Source organism: Paenibacillus forsythiae T98 (assembly GCF_000520735.1).
In the GTDB taxonomy this organism is placed as follows: domain Bacteria; phylum Bacillota; class Bacilli; order Paenibacillales; family Paenibacillaceae; genus Paenibacillus_AQ; species Paenibacillus_AQ forsythiae.
Map to the genome: position 1 here is coordinate 1 of NZ_ASSC01000791.1, position 21,053 is coordinate 21,053.

The following is a 21,053-nucleotide window of genomic DNA, read 5'->3' on the forward strand; positions in this document are numbered from 1 at the left end:
GCGGCTCGGACTTAAACAAGGGATAGATCAGGAGAACGCGAAGAAGATCAATGTGCTGATCCGCGATTCCAAGCTGAAGGTCAAGAGCCAGATTCAAGGCGATCAGATTCGCGTCACCGGCAAGAGCAGAGATGATCTCCAGCAAATTATTCAGCTTCTTAACAAGGCTGATTTGCCGCTGGATTTGCAGTACACGAACCTGAAATCATGATTCGGGTGCCCCGCAGCGCCGCCTCGAACCCGAGGATCTGCGGGGTGCTTTGTGTTTTTGACAGCCGAATTCCGGCTATATTATACTTGCTTAAGAAAATGTGGATACGTGCTTTTGATTAATGGGGGTTAACGGATGACAGAAAAAATTAACATTGTTACACTCGGCTGCGAAAAAAATTTGGTAGATTCGGAGATTATGTCCGGCCTGGTTCATGAGCGGGGATATACGCTTGTGGACCAGAAGGAAGAGGCTACCGTCATTATCGTGAATACTTGCGGCTTTATCGACGAAGCCAAGGAGCAGTCCGTGAATACCATTCTTGAGCTTGCGGAGCTGAAGGAGAGCGGAAGTCTCAAGGCGCTGATCGTATCAGGTTGCCTGACCCAGCGCTACAAGGCGGAACTGATGGAAGAAATGCCCGAAATCGACGGGATTGTCGGAACGGGGGATTTTCATAACATCGTGCAGATCGTTGATGAAGCTGTGAGAGGAAGCAGGCCGGTATGGGTGGGAAATCCGGTCTTTAATTATGAGGAGGCACTCCCCCGCAAGGTTTCAACGCCCCGTTACACGACCTATGTCAAAATTGCGGAGGGCTGCGACAACAATTGCACGTTCTGCAGCATCCCGATTATGCGCGGAGCGTTCCGCAGCCGTTCCATAGAGTCGATTCTGACCGAGGTCAGAACACTGGCGGCCCAAGGGGTAAAGGAGATCAGTCTGATCGCCCAGGACTCCACCAATTACGGAACCGATCTGTACGAGGAATTCAAGCTGCCCGAGCTGCTGAACCGCGTGAGCGAAGTGGAAGGAATCGAATGGGTGAGATTGCATTATGCCTATCCCGGCTTTTTTACCGAAGAGCTGATCCAGACGATGGCCGATAATCCGAAGATCTGCAAATATGTCGATATGCCGCTGCAGCACAGTGAAGATTCAATTCTCAAACGCATGCGCAGACCCGGTCGCCAGCGGGATATCCGCGAACTGATTGCACGCATCCGGGAGGTGATTCCCGGCGTGTCGCTGCGCACCTCGCTTATTGTCGGCTTTCCCGGCGAGACCGAGGAGGATTTCAAGCGCTTGTGCGATTTTGTAAGCGAAGTAGGGTTTGATAGGCTGGGGGTATTTACTTACTCCAATGAAGAAGGAACTCCCGCTTCACGCCTGCCGGATCAGGTGCCGGATGATGTGAAGGAATGGCGCGCCAACACGCTGATGGAGCTTCAGCGCCAGGTCATCCGGGATCGGGGCAGCCGGTTTGTGGGCCAGGTTCTGGATGTGCTGGTGGAGCGCTACGACGGCCGTAGCGATGTCTATATCGGCCGCTCGCAGTTCGACGCGCCGGAGATTGATGGGGAAGTATTTGTTAAAGGCAGCAACATCAGCATCGGGGAGATTGCGAAGGTCCGGATAACTCATGCTTTCGAATATGATTTGTCAGGGGAGGAAGTGCTTCAGTGAATTTGCCTAACCGCATAACCATTGCCCGAATATGTCTGATCCCGATCATGATGTTTTTCCTGCTGATCGATTTCAGCTTCTATCCGAGTCCGTTTCATTGGGGCTCTTTTCAGCTCTCGTTCAATCATCTGATTGCCGCAATTATTTTTCTGCTGGCGGCAAGCACGGACGGCATCGACGGTTATATTGCCCGCAAATACAATATGGTAACCAATCTCGGAAAGCTTCTCGATCCCTTGGCCGATAAGCTGCTCGTATCCGCGGTGCTGATCTCGCTGGTCGAGCTGGGCCGGTGCGATTCCTGGATTGCCATCGTCATTATCAGCCGTGAATTTGCCGTTACCGGCCTTCGCCAGGTGGCGCTGCTGGACGGCAAAGTCGTTGCGGCCAGCAAATGGGGGAAAATCAAAACGATGGTACAGATTATAGCGATTTCCCTGCTGCTGCTGAATAATTTTCCGTTTCAGTTCGTCGGCATCCCATTTGACAGTATTGCCATTTGGGCGGCCGCTCTGATAACGATATACTCGGGTATCGATTATTTCGTGAAGAACAAGGAATTGCTCTCGGCTTCATAACATTTCATATCAAACGGCTGGCCGTGATCCGCAGCGGGGCGGTAGGACATATGCCTATTGCCCCGCTTCTGACACGATAAGGATCTTAGTAAACCAATGGGAGGAGTAATGGTATGAAAGCAGAGATTATTGCGGTCGGCACGGAACTGCTGCTTGGCCAGATCGTGAACAGCAACGCCCAGTTTCTGTCCGTCGAGCTTGCCGCTCTCGGCATCGACGTATATTTTCAAACGGTAGTCGGCGACAACAGCGTCCGGCTGCAGGAAGCGATCGAAATCGCGAAGGGCCGCGCTGATCTTGTATTATTCACGGGAGGCATCGGACCGACGGAGGACGATCTGACGAAGGAAGCTCTTGCGGCTGCGCTGGGCCGGGGGCTGCATATCGACCCGTTGGCGATGGAGCATGTGGATCAGTTCTTCAGCGGCCGGGGCGTCCCCATGACCGAGAACAACCGGAAGCAGGCGCTTGTAATCGACGATTCGACGCCGCTTCCGAATGGGACGGGACTGGCTGTGGGCCTTGCCATCCATCATGAGGACAACTACTATGTTGTTCTTCCCGGACCGCCAAGGGAGATGAAACCGATGTTCACAGAGCAAGCCAAGCCCTGGCTTCGGCAGCATGCGCTGACGAATGAGACGCCGCTGTATTCCAAGATGCTTAAATTCGCCGGCATCGGGGAGTCTCTGCTGGAAGACAAGCTGATCCATCTTATTCATGGTCAAAACGATCCGACGATTGCTCCTTATGCCAAAGAAGGAGAGGTAACGGTGCGTATTTCTACCAAGGCGCCCTCTTACAGCGAAGCAATGAAGAAGCTGGATGCGCTGGAGGAGCAAATCCGGGCCATTCTTCCCGAGCATTTGTATGCCTCTGCCGATGTTCCGCTGGAAAAGGCAATCGTGGACTGGATGGCGAACGCGGGGCTTACCGTGAGCTGCGCCGAGAGCTGCACGGGCGGATTGCTGATGGAGAGCATCACAGCCATCCCCGGCAGCTCATCCATGTTCATGGGGGGGATCGTATGCTACTCCAATGAGATGAAGCAGAAGCTCCTCAATGTGCCCCAGCATTACTTGGAGGGCGAGGGCGCTTTCGGCGCGGTCAGCCGCGAGGTGGCAGAGATTCTTGCGGAGCAGGTCAGAATAACGGCCGGTACGGATTATGGCCTGTCGATTACCGGAGTGGCGGGCCCGGGCTCCTCGGAGCGCAAGCCTGTGGGTCTGGTATATATCGGCATCGCCGAGAAAGGCGGAAAGACGGAAGTATTCGAGCTTAATCTGAAGGGGAGCCGCGAGAATATCCGTATCCGCTCCGTCAAGACCATTCTGTTTCGGCTGTGGCGCAGGCTGGCGGAACGCGGTGCGGACTTGCCGCTTGAGAGTTCGGGCTTGAAATGAGCGGCCGCTCTTTTATATAATGGAATCATACGGAAGAACCGTGGCATTGTATTTCTTTGCTGCGGTTTTTTATTTTTATATGAAGATACAGGATGATTTTACAGTAAAAGGGGGGCGTGGTCTGGAGGGCGGAAAAAACGAATGTATGTTCGAAAAAATGCTTGGCAAACACTTCAAAACAAGGTACAATACTAACATAAGAAAGGCACTTGCGTATATTCTTTCTAAGAAGATATCGAATCTTTCTTGAAGTGTTGTCTTGTTGCAGCACCAGGGTGAAGACCCGTCAGGCTTCGTGATATTGTGATATTATACCAGTGAAAAGGATGTGATCTGATTGTCAGATCGTCGTGCAGCGCTTGAAATGGCGCTTCGTCAAATAGAGAAACAATTCGGTAAGGGTTCCGTTATGAAGCTGGGTGAATCGAATCATATGCAAGTCGAGGTCGTGCCCAGCGGATCATTGGCTCTAGATATTGCTCTGGGAATCGGAGGCCTGCCCAAAGGCCGTATTATCGAAGTATACGGACCGGAATCCTCCGGCAAGACAACGGTTGCTCTGCATGCCATTGCGGAAGTTCAGAAGGTCGGAGGACAAGCCGCTTTTATTGACGCTGAGCATGCGCTGGACCCGAGGTATGCAAGCAAACTTGGCGTCAACATTGACGAGCTGCTGCTGTCTCAGCCGGATACCGGCGAACAGGCTCTGGAGATTGCGGAAGCGCTCGTCCGCAGCGGCGCCGTGGATATCATTGTGGTAGACTCCGTGGCGGCCTTGGTTCCCAAGGCTGAAATCGAAGGCGAGATGGGCGATTCCCATGTCGGCCTGCAGGCGCGGCTGATGTCCCAGGCTCTGCGCAAGCTTTCCGGCTCGATCAACAAATCCAAGACGATCGCTATCTTTATCAACCAGCTTCGCGAGAAGATCGGTGTTATGTTCGGCAATCCCGAGACGACCCCCGGCGGCCGCGCGTTAAAGTTCTACTCTACGGTCCGCCTTGATGTGCGCCGCGTAGAGAGCATTAAGATGGGCAATGATATCGTGGGCAACCGCACGCGGGTCAAGGTTGTAAAGAACAAGGTTGCGCCTCCCTTCAAACAGGCGGATATCGATATTATGTACGGTGAAGGCATTTCAAGAGAAGGCAGTCTCGTCGATATCGGCACGGAAATGGATATCATCAATAAGAGCGGAGCATGGTATTCCTATGAAGGCGAACGGCTGGGTCAAGGCCGCGAGAATGCGAAGCAGTTCCTGAAGGAACATCAGGATTTGGCGCTTGTCATCGAGAACAAGATTCGTGAAGCGAGCAGTCTCTCTACTATCGTCGCTGCTCCAACCGAAGCGGAGATCGAAGCAGAGAAAGAGGAAGAACAGCAACTGCTCGAAATCGAATAAATTCTTTAGAATGCAAGGCGCCCTCTATATCCGTATAGGGCGCCTTTTAAACATGGGGAAATAATATGGAAATGATGCTCCCTTCGCTGCATGAGGGCGGATATACGAGAGGAGGGAGAATACTTACTGTGACGATACAGCTTGATTATGAGGCCGGGGAGCCGGAAGATGATGTGCTCTCACAGTTCCCCGATAATGAACTGCTGACGATAACCAGGGTGGAGCGCCAGCAGAGATCCGATCACCGCTATATTCTTCACTTCGGGATGATCAGTCTAAGCATCCATGAGGATATTATGATCAAGTATCGGATGATTTCCGGGAATGCCTTCACGAAGGAAGACCTCCGGCAGATCGTATTGGCTGATGAGCGGCAGCGGGCTTATGTGGAAGGACTGCGTTATCTGGAACGGAAGCCACGGACGGGGATGGAAATGGCAAGACGTTTGCGGCAGAAGGAAATCGGGGAAGCTATAGTAGGCGAGGTGCTGGAGCGGCTTCGGCGTGAACGGCTAATTGACGATACCCAGTATGCGAAGCAATGGGCGGAGCAGAGGATAACCGGACACCGCAAGGGGAGGCTATGGGTTCGCCACGAGCTGCGCGGCAAAGGCGTCGACAAATCCGTTATTGAAGGGGCGCTGGAAGGAATCAGCCCGGAGCAGGAGCGTCAGAGCGCGCTTGAGCTTGGGCGCAAGAAGTGGAGTGCAATCAGGGGCGAGGCTTCCGACAAGAGAAGGAAGACGGGAGCTTATTTAATGAGACGCGGTTTCTCGGGCGAAATTGTCCGAAGTGTCCTTCAATCACTGCGGCAGGACGGGGATATGGATGGAGCGGAGGACGGCTTCTGCGAGTTCGACTGAGTCCCTTGACTTTGCTCCCGGGATTGGCTCTCTTGACAATGTCTTTTTATAAATAATAAAATATAACATGAATCGGCATAAAATAAGAATCCTTTTTCCTTCCCAAAAAGGCCATCTTCTTCTAAACGATTCGCGTATCAACTCATATGAAATGTAATCGCCGGATGCGGCGGGCAGTGTGCATGTGAATCATGTGCAGTTCGGCAATCGGTGAATTTACCGTTTTTTTGTATGGTGATGAACGGATAGTTTGACAACTGCACAGTCCCAAGGAATGCCTTGGAGGAACCAACGAGGAGGTGAAACAGATGGACCCCTGGATCTGGATCATCATCGTTCTCGTTGTAGCGACATTATTCTTTGGGTTCGGTTATTTTATTCGGAAATCCCTTGCAGAAGCTAAAATTTCCAGCGCGGAACAGGCCGCTGCCGTCATCGTGGAGAACGCGAAGAAGGAAGCGGAGGCGCTGAAGAAGGAAACGGTATTGGAAGCCAAGGATGAAGTCCACAGAATCCGTACCGAAGCTGAGAAAGAAACTCGTGAGCGTCGGAATGAAATCCAACGTCAGGAAAGACGGTTGCTGCAAAAGGAAGAATCGCTGGATAAAAAAATGGAATCGCTTGAACGAAAAGAAGAACAAGTGGCTAACAAAGAGAAACGAATTGATGAAACTCAGCAACAAATCGATGTTATCTACAGAAATCAGGTTACCGAATTGGAGCGAATCTCCAATTTGACCATGGAAGATGCCAGAAGTATTATTCTTTCCAATGTGGAACAGGAAGTTCGGCATGAAACCGCACAGATGATCAAGGACATCGAGCAGCAGGCGAAAGAAGAAGCGGACAAGAGATCCCGCGAAATCATTACCCTTGCCGTTCAACGCTGCGCCGCCGATCATGTGGCGGAAACAACGGTATCCGTCGTTACACTTCCGAATGAGGAAATGAAGGGACGGATCATCGGACGCGAAGGCCGGAATATCCGCGCTCTGGAAACTCTCACTGGCATCGATCTGATTATCGACGACACGCCGGAGGCTGTTATTTTATCGGGATTTGACCCGATTCGCCGGGAAGTGGCCCGTACCGCACTGGAGAAGCTGGTGGCAGACGGACGTATCCATCCGGCGCGCATCGAAGAAATGGTCGAGAAATCACGCAAGGAAGTGGATGAACGGATTCGGGAATACGGCGAGCAAGCCACCTTCGAGGTTGGCGTTCACGGCCTGCACCCGGATTTGATCAAAATTCTCGGCCGTCTGAAATTCCGCACGAGCTATGGTCAGAACGTACTGAAGCACTCCATGGAGGTTGCTTATTTGACCGGGCTGATGGCCGGTGAGCTCGGGGAAGACATCGTGCTAGCCAAACGCGCGGGATTGCTGCATGATATCGGCAAGGCGCTGGATCATGAGGTGGAAGGCTCACACGTTGAGATCGGCGTGGAGCTTGCCAAGAAGTATAAAGAACATCCTGTGGTCATCAACAGCATCGCTTCCCATCACGGAGACGCGGAAGCGACCTCGGTTATCGCTATGCTGGTCGGTGCGGCTGACGCCTTGTCGGCGGCAAGACCGGGAGCACGCCGGGAAACGCTGGAAACGTATATCAAGCGTCTGGAGAAGCTGGAGGAGATTTCCGAATCTTTCGAAGGCGTCGAGAAGTCATATGCCATTCAAGCTGGCCGAGAGGTTCGCGTAATGGTGCAGCCTGACAAAATCGACGATGCCGAAGCTTTCCGTCTGGCGCGCGATATTACGAAGACGATTGAAAATGAACTGGACTACCCGGGTCATATCAAGGTCACGGTTATTCGCGAGACACGGGCGGTTGAGTACGCTAAATAGGCATAATTAGAGAAGTGGCGCCTTTAACGGCGCCACTTTTCTTTACAGTAGGAGGAGATCAACATTAAAGTTCTGTTTATCGGCGATGTTGTAGGCAACACCGGCCGCAAAGCGCTGCGGGAAACACTCCCTTCCCTGAAGAGCAAATACCAGCCGCATATTATCGTTGTCAACGGTGAGAATGCGGCGGCCGGAAGGGGCATTACCTCTGCGATCGCAAATGAATTTTTCAACTGGGGCGTTCATGGGATCACGATGGGCAATCATACGTGGGATAACAAGAACATCTTTGAATTTATCGATGATGAGCCGCGCATGGTGCGTCCGGCCAATTTCCCTCCGGGCACACCCGGTCAAGGCTACACGGTAGTCAAAGGAAACGGCAAGCAGCTGGCGATCGTCAATTTGCAGGGGCGTACCTTTTTGCCGGCTATCGATTGTCCTTTCCGGGTTGGTGAAGAGATCGTCGAAGAACTGCGGAGACAGCACAAGTGCATTCTGGTCGATTTTCATGCGGAAGCCACATCCGAGAAAATAGCGATGGGCTGGTTCATGGATGGACGTGCGTCGATTGTCGTAGGTACTCATACCCATGTCCAGAGCAATGACGATACAATTTTGCCTGGAGGAACGGCTTATTTAACCGATGCGGGGATGGTTGGTTCAAGAGAAGGAATTTTGGGTATGGAAAAAGATGCGGTACTCTATAAATTTACAACCCAGCTTCCGTCGCGTTTTGTGGTCGATGAGGGGAAGTGGATGCTTCACGGACTGTATGCGGAGCTGGATGAGGACACCGGCAAAGCCAAACGTCTGGAAAAGATTCGAATGCGCGAAGATGAGTGGGTAATGGATTAGGGCGAAAGGGTGGTTCGCAGGCATTTCAGGCCAAATTTTTCGGTTAGGAAAAAAGTGTGATCTTTTTTATATCGCTTAACAGCATCTTTTGTACCAATTTCTGCAAAGGGGTTCGCAAAAAGAAGGAATTTTTCTTTTGTACGCGAATAACATCAAAGTAGTGGAAGAACACCATTATTTATCCCAGGGGAGGTACTTACTATGGATGTATTAAAAGTATCAGCTAAATCCAATCCGAATTCCGTTGCCGGCGCATTAGCAGGTGTTCTTCGCGAACGTGGGGCGGCCGAACTGCAGGCCATTGGAGCAGGGGCTCTGAATCAAGCGATCAAAGCTGTTGCTATTGCCCGTGGATTTGTCGCTCCCAGCGGCGTCGACCTGATTTGCATCCCAGCCTTTACCGACATTGTCATTGATGGGGAAGATCGCACAGCCATTAAATTAATTGTTGAGCCGAGATAATAAATAGAAGAATAAAGGATGAGCCTGTTTACGTCAGTAGACAGGCTTTTTGCTTTGATTGAAAAAGGAGGACAGACCGATGAATCCAGGAGAAGCGCGGGAACAGGCACAAAACCATTTTCCGGTGGCGGATTTTCATTGCGATGCGCTGAGCAAGCTGCTGGAGAATCCCTCCATCGATTTTTGGGCGGATCAAGGGCTGGATGTAACGGGAGAGAGACTGCGGGCGGGGGGAGTACGGATACAGTGCTTTGCCATCTACTTGTCGCAGAAGTGGGGGAACCCCCGATTTGAGCATATATTGAGACAGATTGAACTGTACCGGAGTAAAGTAGCGAATACGGGAGGGCTTCGGCCGCTGCGCTGGAAGGAGGAAGCGGCCAGATTAGCCGGTGGTCAGGAGGGCGGTCCCGGTTGGGGAATGCTGTCGCTTGAAGGAGTTGACGGACTGGAGGGAAACCTGTTCTATGCGGAGATGATTTTTGAGCTTGGGGTTCGTTTCCTGGGGGTAACCTGGAATTATGCCAACTGGGCGGCGGATGGCGTGCTTGAGCAGCGAAATGGAGGCTTCACAGAAAAAGGCCGCAAGCTTATTAAGTGGTGTAACAGAAGAGGCATGCTGCTGGATGTCTCGCATCTGTCGGAGGCCGGGTTCTGGGAACTGGCCGAGCTTTCTCACCGGCCGTTTATCGCTTCCCATTCCAACGCAAGAGCGATCTGCAATCATCCGCGGAACATGACAGATGATCAGATCAGGGCGGTGATCGCTGCGGAAGGGCGCATAGGGCTTACTTTTGTCCCGTGGTTCGTGACTGATGACGGAGAAGCTGCACCGCAAGATCTGTTGAGACATATCGAGCATATCTGCGCTCTTGGGGGAGAGCAGCATTTGATGTTCGGCTCCGACTTTGACGGCATCGACTCCTGGGTTAAAGGCTTGGAGCATCCGGGACATTATCCTGCCCTGGCGGAGCTGCTGCTGCGCCATTACTCCGAAGAATTGGTAAAGGGATGGTTGTACGGGAATGCGGTCAGTTATCTTGCGAGGAATCTGCCTTCGGCGCCAATCTGAAACAAATGAATTGACGAAAATACGAACTATTCCCAAAAAGGAGCCTGAAGATGAGCAGGTTCCTTTTTATTTTTGGTTAAATAGTTGTATAATGTTCCTTGGCTTGTACAGATAATAGAGAAAATACAAGGAGTGACTTGAAGTATGAGTAAGACTGTACCTGTAGGTGTGTCGGCTAGACATATTCACCTAACGCAAGAACATGTGGAGGCGCTGTTCGGACCCGGCCACCAGCTGACTGAATTCAAACCGCTCTCCCAACCTGGACAATTCGCCGCCAATGAAACTGTTGCGGTAATCGGCAGCAAAGGCAAATTCGACAAGGTCAGAATTTTGGGACCGGCCCGTCCGGCCTCGCAGGTTGAAATTTCCCGTACGGACGCATTCGCCATCGGTGTAAAGGCGCCTGTACGCGAATCCGGCAGCATTGAAGAAACGCCTGGCGTTACCCTGAAAGGACCGGCAGGTGAAGTTGTACTGGAGAAGGGTGTTATTGTGGCAGCCCGTCACATTCATTTCCATACCTCCGATGCCGAAAAATGGGGCATTGCCGATAAGCAGCTGCTGAAGGTGCGCCTTGGCGGAGAACGCGGACTCGTTCTGGAGAACGTAATTGCCCGCGTATCGGACAGCTTTGCGCTTGATATGCACATCGACACGGACGAAGCGAATGCTGCGGGAGCAAGCAACGGCGATACGGCTGAGATCGTCGACTAAGCTTTGCCTGAGCAGGCATTATTCATATAATTACGTTAAAAGCGGGGGAGCGATCCTCCGCTTTTAACTTTTTAATGCGCCTTAATTGCGCCGGATACCGGATGAGACAAAGCCATGCTGTAGCGTTAACATTTATCGAACATTCCTTCTCCGCAAATTCGGTATAATAGAAGCAAATGACGCCGGGCTCTGGGCTGTTTGAACGGGCAGCAGGGGTTTGGAGAAGAGGGTGAATGCGTGAATAAATCTGCTGTTCGGGCGTGGATCATGTATGACTGGGCCAATTCCGCTTATGCGACAACGGTTTTGGCGGCTGTGCTCCCTGTGTTTTACAGTTCGGTTGCGGCTGACGGATTGGACAAGACGACGGCGGCATCCTTTCTGGCGTATACCCATGCCATCGGAATGGCGCTGGTCGCCTTATTGTCCCCGCTGCTTGGAGCCATTTCGGATCTTTCCGGCCGGAAGACCACCTTTTTGACATGCTTTACGCTGCTTGGCGCAGTATCCACATCTTGCTTCGCTTTGGTGGAAAGGGGAGACTGGCTGATGGCGTCGGCCTTCCTGGTATTGTCCACGCTCGGGTTTTCCGGGGGCAATGCTTTCTATGACTCCATGCTGCCCGACCTCGTTCCTTCCGGAAGAAGGGACCAAATCTCGTCCAAAGGCTATGCGGCCGGTTATGTGGGCGGCGGCATTCTGCTTGCGCTCAATTTGCTGATGATCCAGAAGCCTTCCCTGCTTGGAATAAGCGACGGACTGGCGGGTACGCGCTGGTCTTTTGTCACTGTAGGAGTGTGGTGGCTGCTGTTCGCGCTGCCGGTCATGCGCCGGGTGCCGAATTTGAAGCGCCAGACGGCGGGACTGACCGCAGCGGGATATGCCCGGTCCGGGCTTAGACGAATTGCGGGAGCTTACCGGGATATCCGGCGCTACCCTCAGCTCTTCAAGCTGATTGCGGCCTTCTGGTTCTATAATGACGGGATCAATACCATAATTCTGATGGCGACCATTTACGGGACGACGATCGGCATTGGAACGAGCGATCTTATTCTGGCCCTCCTCATTACACAGTTTGTAGGCTTCCCCAGCACACTTCTGCTTGGAAAAGCGGCAGTCCGGTTCAGCGCGAAACGTACGCTGCTGGCCTCGCTGTTCATGTATGTGCTTATCGTGGCCCTGGGGTACTGGATGACCCAAGCCTCGCATTTTTATGTGCTGGCGGTCATGGTCGGGCTGGTTCAGGGAGGGAGCCAGTCCATTTCGCGATCCTTGCTGAGCGATTTGATGCCTGCGGGCCGTACGGGCGAACTGTTCGGCTTTGTCAATATTACAAGCAAATTCTCTTCGATATTCGGCCCCTTCGTCTTCGGCCTGGTCGGCCAGCTTACCGGCAGCTCACGGCTGGGGATACTCTCTCTGCTGCTGTTCTTTGGACTGGGCATATTGATATTGATTAAAGTGGATGTGGAGCGCGGGAAGAGCGACGGCCGGCATAACGGCCCCGCTGACAACGGAAAGCCGCTATCCGCCGAAACAGGCGAGCTTGTTACCTGACGGGCCGGGTGATGTGTCCAAACCGTTTCTGCAAATCATAAAACCGCGAAGTACGGTCCCTAAAGGACTGTAGCTTCGCGGTTTAGTTGTATCGGAACGCTGCGCGGAGCGCCGCTATTTTTCGCATCAACTTCCGGTGGCTGTTTCCCAGATCGGCTCGGCATACTGGTTCACCAGATTCGAACCGCAATCCTTGCCTGTATCGTAGGACCGGTCGCCGAGATTCAGCCGGAACCGCTCGCGCGCGCTTCCCGCTTCATTCCGGGAATCCGCCTGCAGCCAGGCCGCCAGGGATTTCATTACCGTTCGTCCCTCCGCAAGCGCCTGCTCCCACAGCTGGAGCACACTTTCCGTTCTGACCTCGGAATAGAGCGCCGAATGCCTCCATGGGGCGTTTCGCTCATTCAGATAATCCAGCCCTTCCTCGGCGGCTGTAAGCTTGCGGTAGAACAGGACGGCGTTTGATCCGAGGACTATTTTTTTCTTCCAGCCGTACGGGTCGAAGAGAAGTCTCTGCGCGCTAACCATATCACGATAGGCTCTCTGCCAGCATCCTTTCGGGAAAGCGGCCATTTCGGGATAAAAGGCGCAAGCCGTTTTGTGCAAAATATCCGCAATCCCGGCGGGGAGCGACGGCCCGGCGTCGATTTCTTTCCATCCGGGGATTCTCCAAGTGTTCCTGCCGTTTAGCCGATTGATGAATACCGTATCCATAGCCACTTCGAACCGCTGATGATCCCTGTGCTTGTAACCGGATTTCCAGTTGACATAAGGATGGAGATTCCGGTCCAGCAGATGATGGGTCAGGAAGCCCGCAAAATAAGCCACCGCCGGCCCTCGTTCCTGGAGCGGAAGCTGAAGAACTTTATCCCAGAACGCCACCAACACCCCGCCGCAGCTTTGACTGTGCATCAAATCACTGAGCCGGGACGCGCCATGGTCGCTGCTCCAGGGCAGAAAGCCGTGGTAATACAGAATATCCGGACCCTGGCAGCCCAACTGGTAGAGGAGGGCATGTTCGGAAGAATGACCCCTGAAGGGGAAAACAGATTGCAGATCATTGCCGAGCTGCCGTCCATACTCGATATGCATCCATAAATTGGGCAAGCGCCTCGCTCCTTTCAACTGCTGTCTGGCTCCATTATACCTCCGGATCGTCAGACGCGTGTTAATCCGGTCCCCGAAATCAACCCATTTCCCGGGGTCTGGGAATTCCTTGCATATAAAAGTATAATGAAAATATGAGATTATGGCGAACGGAGGATTATGAGCAGCTATGCAGGTTGGCAAGACGAATGCACTGAGAATATTGGATGCCCGGAAAATCCCCTATGAAATCCTTGTTTATGATAATGAAGATGGTCAAATTCACGGAACAGCCGTCGCGGAGAAGGTCGGGAGACCGCCGGAGAGTGTCTTCAAGACACTCGTCTCGCACAGCGGCTCGAGTCTGTATGTCTTTGTCATTCCGGTTGCGGAAGAGCTGGATCTCAAAAAGGCCGCCAAGGCTGCCGGAGAGAAGAAGATGGAAATGCTGCCTGTAAAGGATCTGCAAAAATGGACCGGATACATCCGGGGCGGCTGCTCGCCGGTCGGTATGAAGAAGCATTACCCCACATTCATCGACCGAAGCGCGGAAGCTTTGGATAAAATGGCGGTGAGCGCCGGTAAAATCGGCATGCAGGTGGAGCTGCCTCCCGGCAAGCTGGCCGAAGCGGTGTCCGCGACATTTGCGGAGCTGGTCAAATAATCAGTCGGCATTCCGGCCCCCGCAAAATATCTAAAATTTGAGCATATAGATATATTCCGCGGCACTATGTTATAATTTTAAATTGCAAGCGAAACCAAAAAATCATTTTTTACAGATAGAGGATGTGACAGCATGACCAGGGAGAACAACTCACCGGACTTAAAATCCGGCAAGGGTGCCAAGGATTACTCCAAATATTTTGATTTTAGCGGTGCCAAGGTGATCAGCGAACAAGAGGGGAAGACCACCTACCGCATCAAGGGGCGAACGATTCAGGTCAACAGCCAGCCCGACTATAAGGAAGGCAAGCGGCGCGGCAAGGAAGATACCCTGGTCCATTACGATTTTGCCATTCCCGGCGACATGCGGTCTTTCGGCGAGGGCAAGCTGTACTCCATCACAACCTATGGCTGCCAAATGAACGAGCATGACACCGAGACGATGAAAGGCTTGCTGGAGGAGATGGGCTACCGGAGCACCGAGGACCGCAACGAGGCGGACATCATATTGCTTAACACCTGCGCCATCCGGGAGAACGCGGAAGACAAGGTATTCGGGGAGCTTGGCCATCTGAAGCATCTGAAGAAGGAGAAGCCGGGCCTGCTGCTCGGCGTCTGCGGGTGCATGTCCCAGGAAGAGGGCGTCGTTAACCGGATTATGGCAAAACACGGGTTCGTCGATATGATCTTCGGCACGCACAATATCCACCGTCTGCCCACACTGATCAAGGAAGCGATGTTCAGCAAGGAATTGGTGGTGGAGGTCTGGTCCAAGGAAGGCGACATTATCGAGAACCTGCCGAAAAAAAGGGAGGGGCTGCGCGCCTGGGTCAACATCATGTACGGCTGCGACAAATTCTGTACGTACTGCATCGTTCCGTACACGCGGGGCAAGGAACGAAGCCGACGTCCCGAGGATGTGATCGCGGAGCTTCGCGAGCTGGCCCGCCAGGGCTTCAAGGAAGTGACGCTGCTTGGGCAGAACGTCAATGCCTACGGCAAGGATTTTACCGACATCGATTATACGTTTGGCGATTTGATGGACGCTCTGCGCAAGATCGATATTACGCGTATCCGGTTCATGACTTCGCACCCGCGCGATTTTGACGACAAGCTTGTGGAGGTGCTGGGCAAGGGAGGCAACCTGATGGAAAGCATCCATCTGCCCGTTCAGTCCGGAAGCAACGCCATTCTGAAGAAAATGAGCCGCAAATACAGCCGGGAGACCTTCCTGACGCTCGTCGGCAAGCTGAAAGCATCGGTCAAGGATCTTGTGCTGACTACGGATATTATCGTCGGTTTCCCGGGCGAGACGGAGGAGCAGTTCGAGGAAACGATGTCGCTGGTGCGCGAGGTCGGCTTCGACATGGCCTACACGTTCATTTATTCTCCGCGCGAAGGAACGCCGGCTGCCGCTATGGAGGACAATGTGCCGGCTGAGGTCAAGAGCGACCGGCTGCGGCGGCTGAACGAGCTGATCAGCGAGCAGAGCCGGATCGGCAACGACCGGATGCTCGGACAGACGGTTGAAGTGCTGGTGGAAGGCGAGAGCAAAAATAACGCCGCCGTGCTGTCCGGACGGACCCGCAGCAACAAGCTGGTTCATTTTGAAGGACCGAAGGAGCTGATCGGCAGCTTCATCAACGTGCGCATCACCGATACGAAGACCTGGTATATCAAAGGCGATTGCGTGACCGAAGCCGCCGCCTTGAAGTAACTCCATAACGAAAGTGAGCGATAGGTATGACCGAGGAGAAAGGCCGTGTGAATCAATACGGGATGATGTCCTACGATACCCGCGATCTGATCGTGCGCGAGGACATCATCGCCAAAGCCCGGGAGCTTGCGTCGCTGATTTCTACCAGTGAAGAGGTCAAGCTGTTTCAGCAAGCCGAGGAGAAAATCCGTAGCCATGAACGCGTCCAGGGACTGATCGCCCAGATGAAGAAGAAGCAGAAGGAGATCGTCGCCTTCGAAAGCTTCGGTAATAAAGCGATGGTGGCCAACATCGAGAGAGAAATGAATGAGCTGCAAGGCGAGATCGACAGCATCCCGCTGGTCAGCGAATTTCAGCAGAGCCAAACGGATATCAATTACCTGCTGCAGCTGGTCGTTTCCGTCATCCGGGATACCGTTTCGGCGAAGATCAATGTCGAGGCCGGCACCGAAGCGCCGCCTTCCAAATGCGGCGAATAGCATACCCGGCACGCGCCTTGCGGGGCGCAGATCCGGTACTCCAGCAAATTGACCCTGCGCTGAGATTGGCGGCAGGGTCATTGTCATAGTATGCGGGTTGAGAAACATTGTATCTTTGTGTTACAAGATTGTTGATTTTCGAAGTTTAGGTTTGGTAACATCTAAGGATACGAATAACTAAATTGTCTGCGGCAAAGGATGGATTTATGGTGAGCCAGAACGGGGAACAACGCTACAATGCTAAGAAATACCGCACTCCGGATGGTGTTCCGGCCGATATTGTCATGTTTACCCTAACGAAACGCGAGCGAAAGACCGTCACCAAGACGCTTCCGATCCGTGAGCTTCGGGTTATGCTGATCAAGCGGAAGAAGTGGCCTTGTGAGGGAATGTGGGCTCTTCCAGGCGGCTTCTGCCAGGAGGACGAGTCGATATATGACGCGGCTACGCGGGAGTTGAAGGAAGAGACGGGGGTCGACGGCGGCCATCTGGAATACTTGGGAGTCTACAGCACGCCGGGGAGGGACCCGCGCGGGTGGATCATCAGCCATGCGTTCTTTGCGCTGGTCGAGGAGTGGATGCTTGAGCAAAGGCGCGCTTCCGACGATGCGGGAGAGGTCGGCCTGTTTACTCTGCAGGAGGCGCTGGAAGAGCTGGAGCTCGCTTTTGACCATCGCACAATCATCTCGGACGCCTACCTCCGTATTCAGCAGCAGATGCTGCAGACAACGATTGCGAAGCAGTTCCTTCCGCGTCATTTTACACTGAGCGAGCTGTATCAGGTCATCCAGACGGTAGTGCCGGAGTTCAAGGAGCCGAACTTTATCCGCAAAATCACTTCCACACGCAGCCGCCAGGGCATATTGCAGGAAGTGCGCGACGAAGACGGCAATCCGCTAAGCTCCAATCAATATTCCCAGCGGCCGGCGCAGCTGTATATGTTTACCGACCATCAGCCGCTGCTATCCATCTATACGTAAGCATCGCTTGGAGTTGGCGGTGAAGAGGAAGCATAGTTGACTCAGGAGGAGGCCGCTTGCATGAGAGCGCTGATCGTAATCGATTACACCAAGGATTTTGTCGATGGCAGCCTGCCGGTGGGACAGCCGGGGATCGATATCGAGGACCGGATCTGCCGGTTGACCGGAGAATTTGCGGAGAAAGGCGATTATGTGGTGATGGCTGTGGATTTGCATGAGCGTGGTGATGCCTTTCATCCCGAGAGCAGGCTGTTTCCGCCCCATAATATCCGGGGAAGCGAAGGGCGGGAGCTTTACGGAAGGCTGAAGGAAGTGTACAAGTCCCGCTCGGACAGTATCTACTGGATGGACAAGACCCGCTACAGCGCTTTTTGCGGCACCGATCTGGAACAGAGGCTGCGCGCTCGCCGGATCACCGAGCTTCACCTTATCGGCGTATGTACGGATATATGCATATTACATACGGCAATCGATGCTTATAATAAAGGCTTTTCGATTGTTGTGCATGAGGACGCCGTGGCCAGCTTCAATCCGGAGGGGCATACCTGGGCGCTGGGGCATTTCGCCGGAAGTCTGGGCGCAAAGGTGGTTAAAGACGCGAAGCCATTATAACAATATAGGATGATCGGAGAAAGCGGCGGATAGCCGCTTTTCCTGCTCTAAACATGATACGAGCAGCAACGACAGGAGATGATGAGTTGAACAGAGAGCTTGCACTGCATACGGATAAATATCAGATCAATATGATGTACGCGCATTGGGTGAACGGCACCCATAAACGCCGCGCCGTGTTTGAGGCTTATTTCCGCAAGCTGCCTTTCGGCAACGGGTTTGCCGTATTTGCCGGTCTGGAACGGATCGCAGGCTATATCCGAAACCTCCGGTTTACGGAGGAGGATATCCGCTACCTGTCCGGGCAGGAAGAGAACTATGCGCCGGCCTTTCTGGAGGAGCTGCTCCAGTTCCATTTCCAGGGCACGGTTTACTCCATGAAGGAAGGCGCCCTGGTGTTTCCGGAAGAGCCGTTGATCCGGGTGGAGGGCACGATTATGGAAGCCCAGCTCGTAGAAACGGCCATTCTCAATTTCATGAATTTCCAGACGCTGATCGCAACGAAGGCGTCGCGGATCAAGCAGGTGGCCGGGGACGACATTCTGCTTGAATTCGGCACGCGGAGAGCCCAGGAGGCCGATGCGGCCATCTGGGGGACGCGAGCGGCTTATATCAGCGGCTTCGACGGCACGTCCAATATGCTGGCAGGGCGAATGTTCGGCATTCCCGCCAAGGGAACTCACGCGCACTCCTGGGTGCAGAGCTTCGGAAGCGAGCAGGAAGCCTTCGATACGTACGCCAAGGTGCTGCCCGACGGCGTCACGCTGCTTGTGGATACATTCGATACGCTCCGCAGCGGCGTGCCGAACGCGATTGCGACAGCCAGGAAGCTGGAAGCCATGGGTAAACGGATGAATGCGATCCGGCTGGACAGCGGCGATTTGGCCTATTTGTCCATTCAGGCGCGGAGAATGCTGGACGAAGCGGGGCTTCAATATGTCAAAATCGTCGCAAGCAACGATCTGGATGAGAACACGATCTCCAATCTGAAGCTGCAGGGAGCCGCCATTGACACTTGGGGTGTCGGCACACAGCTGATTACCGCATCCGACCAGCCTTCGCTGGGCGGCGTGTACAAGCTTGTGGAAATCGAATCTAGTAACGGGGAGATGGTGCCGACCATCAAGATATCCTCCAATCCCGAGAAGGTGTCCACGCCCGGTAAAAAGGATGTATACCGCATTATCGGAAATAGTGGAAAAGCTCTGGCCGACTATATCAGCTTTCCCGATGAAGACATCCTGCCAAGCGGCCGTCCGCTGAAGCTGTTCAATCCGCTGCATCCCTATCTGCAAAAGAAAGTTGACCGTTATGAGTCCCTGCCGATGCTGGAACCGGTGTTTGTGAACGGCCTTCAGGTATACACTCTCCCGGGGCTGGATGAAATTCGGCGCTACCACAAAGAGCAACTGAGCCTGTTCTGGCCGGAATACCTGCGCAAGTTAAACCCGGAGGTCTACCGGGTCAACCTGAGCGAGCGGGTATGGAACAAAAAGCAGGAGCTAATCAGGGAACATATGCCGGCGGACCGGGAATAAACGAAAAAAACGGCTTTAAATATTTGATATTTTTGTGAAAACCACTCGGCATTGCATTCATTTTCTGAGACGAAAGAAAAACGGTGAAAGATGAACTCTCTCCAGGTGGCCATTAAGGCTTCGGGGAGAGTTTTTTCATGCGATATTCAGGAATTTTTCAATTCATAATTTTTTTCTTTCATATAATGTGATTTTGATCATCAGGAATGTGATAAATTTAACATAAAATTTTAGATTATTTTGCTAGATTAAAGGCAACAAATGTCACAGGCAACTGGAAGACACCTTTTGTACACATTTAATGATTTTCATGGCAGCTTTCTTCCTCTTGCTGTTACGTCGTCTTGTCGCATATAAGAGAATTGTTCGTGTTTAATAAATTATTATGATTCTCTTAAGCCGTTTTGTGCAAGATTTATCACTTCGCTTGTTGTAGAATCAGAGTACAATTTTGAAAAAGTCAAACAGGATGTTATTCTAGCTGACACAGAGGAAAGGGGTTATGTCGGTGGTACAATTACCGAAAGTTAACGAACTCGGGTTTTTCGAGATCCGTCTCGAATCCATAGGAGGTCTTGGCGCGAACCTGGCCGGTAAGATGCTGGCTGAAGCAGGGGTTGTAGGCGCGAATTTGAATGGCGTCAGCTTCTCGTCTTATGGTTCGGAGAAGAAAGGTTCTCCGGTTAAAGCGCATATCCGCTTCTGCGATTTGAATACGCCGATCCGCGATACTTCGCCGGTTGAACGGCCGCATGTCGTTGCCGTGTTCCATGAAGCTATGGGCAAGATTGTGAATGTTACAAGCGGTATTTCCGCAGGAAGCACGGTACTGATAAACTCCGCGAAGTCTCCCGAAGAGCTGAAGGAACTGCTCGGTGTTAAAGCAGGCACAATCGCGGTTGTCGATGCAACCATCATCGCGCTCGAAGAGAAGAACCGCGTGAATATGGCGATGCTCGGCGGACTGTTCCGTCTCTGCCCGTTCCTTGATCCTAATACAATGAAGAGCGTTATTGAGAAGTCGCTCGGCAAGAAATATCCGCAGGCGGTTCAGTCGGCCATCACGACTTTCGACCGCGGCTACAACGAAGTGAAGTTCCAGACATTTGAACTCCCGGAAGGCGAGAGCATGCCGGAATACGTACGGTCCGACATTTCGCCGCTCGGATTTGAAACTCAGCCGATTGGGGGCACGATTACCAATCCGGGTACAACCTTCCTGAAGGATCTCAGCATTTCCCGTTCCGGGCTTGTGCCGGTATATGACAACGAGTCCTGCATCAACTGTGCGGAATGCGACACCGTATGTCCGGACATGTGCTTCGTTTGGGAAGAGCAGATCAATAAAAAAGGCAGATCGATGATGTTCCTGAAAGGGATCGACTACCAATACTGTAAAGGCTGTCTCAAATGTGTAGAAGCCTGCCCGACCTCCGCACTCTCCCGTTCCCGTGAGAAGGAAGGCTTTGCGGAGTCCAAAGCGGTTCGTCACACGTTTGACCTTGTAAACCAGATCTAATTCCCGAGAGAAAGGTGGAACT

Annotated in this window: 20 protein-coding genes; 19 read left to right on the plus strand and 1 reads right to left on the minus strand. The window is 52.8% G+C overall.

What is annotated here, in order from left to right; translation table 11 throughout:
• The 12 genes from L692_RS0124165 to L692_RS0124230 form a co-directional block, all read left to right on the plus strand.
• A partial coding sequence (locus tag L692_RS0124165) for a nucleotide-binding YajQ family protein (RefSeq protein ID WP_025702509.1) occupies window positions 1–211 on the plus strand: 211 nt, incomplete at its 5' end.
• A gap of 135 nt (window positions 212–346) precedes the next feature.
• A complete protein-coding gene (gene rimO / locus L692_RS0124170; protein ID WP_025702510.1) occupies window positions 347–1,678 on the plus strand; it encodes a 30S ribosomal protein S12 methylthiotransferase RimO in 1,332 nt (443 codons plus the stop codon).
• Window positions 1,675–2,256: a CDP-diacylglycerol--glycerol-3-phosphate 3-phosphatidyltransferase gene (gene pgsA / locus L692_RS0124175; RefSeq protein ID WP_025702511.1), complete on the plus strand. Its 582-nt coding sequence runs from the start codon at window positions 1,675–1,677 to the stop codon at window positions 2,254–2,256. The genes rimO and pgsA overlap by 4 nt, the downstream gene beginning before the upstream one ends.
• Before the next feature lie 113 nt (window positions 2,257–2,369).
• Window positions 2,370–3,659 (plus strand): competence/damage-inducible protein A, encoded by a 1,290-nt coding sequence (locus L692_RS0124180; RefSeq protein WP_025702512.1) that lies wholly within the window; start codon window positions 2,370–2,372, stop codon window positions 3,657–3,659.
• A 337-nt stretch (window positions 3,660–3,996) separates the two neighbouring features.
• Window positions 3,997–5,058: a recombinase RecA gene (gene recA, locus L692_RS0124190; protein WP_025702514.1), complete on the plus strand. Its 1,062-nt coding sequence runs from the start codon at window positions 3,997–3,999 to the stop codon at window positions 5,056–5,058.
• Window positions 5,059–5,129: 71 nt separating this feature from the next.
• Entirely contained in the window at window positions 5,130–5,921 is a 792-nt protein-coding gene (locus L692_RS0124195; protein ID WP_415752784.1) for a regulatory protein RecX, read from the plus strand.
• Window positions 5,922–6,229: 308 nt separating this feature from the next.
• Entirely contained in the window at window positions 6,230–7,771 is a 1,542-nt protein-coding gene (gene rny, locus L692_RS0124200; protein ID WP_025702516.1) for a ribonuclease Y, read from the plus strand.
• A 63-nt stretch (window positions 7,772–7,834) separates the two neighbouring features.
• A complete protein-coding gene (locus L692_RS0124210) occupies window positions 7,835–8,629 on the plus strand; it encodes a TIGR00282 family metallophosphoesterase (RefSeq protein ID WP_025702517.1) in 795 nt (264 codons plus the stop codon).
• 201 nt (window positions 8,630–8,830) lie between these two features.
• Window positions 8,831–9,091: a stage V sporulation protein S gene (locus L692_RS0124215; RefSeq protein WP_025335291.1), complete on the plus strand. Its 261-nt coding sequence runs from the start codon at window positions 8,831–8,833 to the stop codon at window positions 9,089–9,091.
• Window positions 9,092–9,170: 79 nt separating this feature from the next.
• Window positions 9,171–10,163 carry a dipeptidase gene (locus L692_RS0124220; protein ID WP_025702518.1) on the plus strand — a complete coding sequence of 331 codons (993 nt, stop codon included), beginning with the start codon at window positions 9,171–9,173 and terminating at the stop codon, window positions 10,161–10,163.
• A 144-nt stretch (window positions 10,164–10,307) separates the two neighbouring features.
• The gene (pduL, locus tag L692_RS0124225) at window positions 10,308–10,880 is read left to right on the plus strand and encodes a phosphate propanoyltransferase (protein WP_025702519.1); all 573 of its coding nucleotides are present in this window, start codon (window positions 10,308–10,310) and stop codon (window positions 10,878–10,880) included.
• Window positions 10,881–11,117: 237 nt separating this feature from the next.
• Complete coding sequence (locus L692_RS0124230) at window positions 11,118–12,437, plus strand: MFS transporter (protein ID WP_025702520.1); 1,320 nt, start codon at window positions 11,118–11,120, stop codon at window positions 12,435–12,437.
• Between the two features lie 126 nt (window positions 12,438–12,563).
• On the opposite strand, the gene L692_RS0124235 is transcribed toward L692_RS0124230, so the two are convergent.
• Window positions 12,564–13,544, minus strand: a complete 981-nt coding sequence (locus L692_RS0124235; protein ID WP_025702521.1) for a zinc dependent phospholipase C family protein — start codon at window positions 13,542–13,544, stop codon at window positions 12,564–12,566.
• 169 nt (window positions 13,545–13,713) lie between these two features.
• Here L692_RS0124235 and ybaK point away from each other — a divergent pair, with 169 nt between their 5' ends.
• From ybaK to L692_RS0124270, 7 genes are all read left to right on the plus strand, one after another.
• Window positions 13,714–14,187: a Cys-tRNA(Pro) deacylase gene (gene ybaK, locus L692_RS0124240; RefSeq protein WP_025702522.1), complete on the plus strand. Its 474-nt coding sequence runs from the start codon at window positions 13,714–13,716 to the stop codon at window positions 14,185–14,187.
• Window positions 14,188–14,319: 132 nt separating this feature from the next.
• On the plus strand, window positions 14,320–15,903 hold the full coding sequence (gene miaB, locus L692_RS0124245) for a tRNA (N6-isopentenyl adenosine(37)-C2)-methylthiotransferase MiaB (RefSeq protein WP_025702523.1): 1,584 nt from the start codon (window positions 14,320–14,322) through the stop codon (window positions 15,901–15,903).
• 26 nt (window positions 15,904–15,929) lie between these two features.
• Window positions 15,930–16,382 carry a YlbF/YmcA family competence regulator gene (locus tag L692_RS0124250; protein WP_025702524.1) on the plus strand — a complete coding sequence of 151 codons (453 nt, stop codon included), beginning with the start codon at window positions 15,930–15,932 and terminating at the stop codon, window positions 16,380–16,382.
• A 206-nt stretch (window positions 16,383–16,588) separates the two neighbouring features.
• Window positions 16,589–17,362 carry an NUDIX domain-containing protein gene (locus tag L692_RS0124255; RefSeq protein ID WP_025702525.1) on the plus strand — a complete coding sequence of 258 codons (774 nt, stop codon included), beginning with the start codon at window positions 16,589–16,591 and terminating at the stop codon, window positions 17,360–17,362.
• A gap of 60 nt (window positions 17,363–17,422) precedes the next feature.
• Window positions 17,423–17,974 carry a cysteine hydrolase family protein gene (locus tag L692_RS0124260; RefSeq protein ID WP_025702526.1) on the plus strand — a complete coding sequence of 184 codons (552 nt, stop codon included), beginning with the start codon at window positions 17,423–17,425 and terminating at the stop codon, window positions 17,972–17,974.
• A 53-nt stretch (window positions 17,975–18,027) separates the two neighbouring features.
• The gene (locus L692_RS0124265) at window positions 18,028–19,512 is read left to right on the plus strand and encodes a nicotinate phosphoribosyltransferase (RefSeq protein ID WP_051503576.1); all 1,485 of its coding nucleotides are present in this window, start codon (window positions 18,028–18,030) and stop codon (window positions 19,510–19,512) included.
• A 508-nt stretch (window positions 19,513–20,020) separates the two neighbouring features.
• Window positions 20,021–21,031 (plus strand): 2-oxoacid:acceptor oxidoreductase family protein, encoded by a 1,011-nt coding sequence (locus L692_RS0124270; RefSeq protein ID WP_025702528.1) that lies wholly within the window; start codon window positions 20,021–20,023, stop codon window positions 21,029–21,031.
• Window positions 21,032–21,053 lie beyond the last annotated feature (22 nt).

Excerpts from the sequence above, each read along its gene's own strand:
- rimO (WP_025702510.1), top strand. The coding sequence starts at position 347 with ATGACAGAAAAAATTAACATTGTTACACTCGGCTGCGAAAAAAATTTG.
- L692_RS0124180 (WP_025702512.1), top strand. The coding sequence starts at position 2,370 with ATGAAAGCAGAGATTATTGCGGTCGGCACGGAACTGCTGCTTGGCCAG.
- L692_RS0124195 (WP_415752784.1), top strand. The coding sequence starts at position 5,130 with ATGATGCTCCCTTCGCTGCATGAGGGCGGATATACGAGAGGAGGGAGA.
- rny (WP_025702516.1), top strand. The coding sequence starts at position 6,230 with ATGGACCCCTGGATCTGGATCATCATCGTTCTCGTTGTAGCGACATTA.
- L692_RS0124215 (WP_025335291.1), top strand. The coding sequence starts at position 8,831 with ATGGATGTATTAAAAGTATCAGCTAAATCCAATCCGAATTCCGTTGCC.
- L692_RS0124220 (WP_025702518.1), top strand. The coding sequence starts at position 9,171 with ATGAATCCAGGAGAAGCGCGGGAACAGGCACAAAACCATTTTCCGGTG.
- pduL (WP_025702519.1), top strand. The coding sequence starts at position 10,308 with ATGAGTAAGACTGTACCTGTAGGTGTGTCGGCTAGACATATTCACCTA.
- ybaK (WP_025702522.1), top strand. The coding sequence starts at position 13,714 with ATGCAGGTTGGCAAGACGAATGCACTGAGAATATTGGATGCCCGGAAA.
- miaB (WP_025702523.1), top strand. The coding sequence starts at position 14,320 with ATGACCAGGGAGAACAACTCACCGGACTTAAAATCCGGCAAGGGTGCC.
- L692_RS0124250 (WP_025702524.1), top strand. The coding sequence starts at position 15,930 with ATGACCGAGGAGAAAGGCCGTGTGAATCAATACGGGATGATGTCCTAC.
- L692_RS0124255 (WP_025702525.1), top strand. The coding sequence starts at position 16,589 with ATGGTGAGCCAGAACGGGGAACAACGCTACAATGCTAAGAAATACCGC.
- L692_RS0124260 (WP_025702526.1), top strand. The coding sequence starts at position 17,423 with ATGAGAGCGCTGATCGTAATCGATTACACCAAGGATTTTGTCGATGGC.
- L692_RS0124265 (WP_051503576.1), top strand. The coding sequence starts at position 18,028 with ATGATACGAGCAGCAACGACAGGAGATGATGAGTTGAACAGAGAGCTT.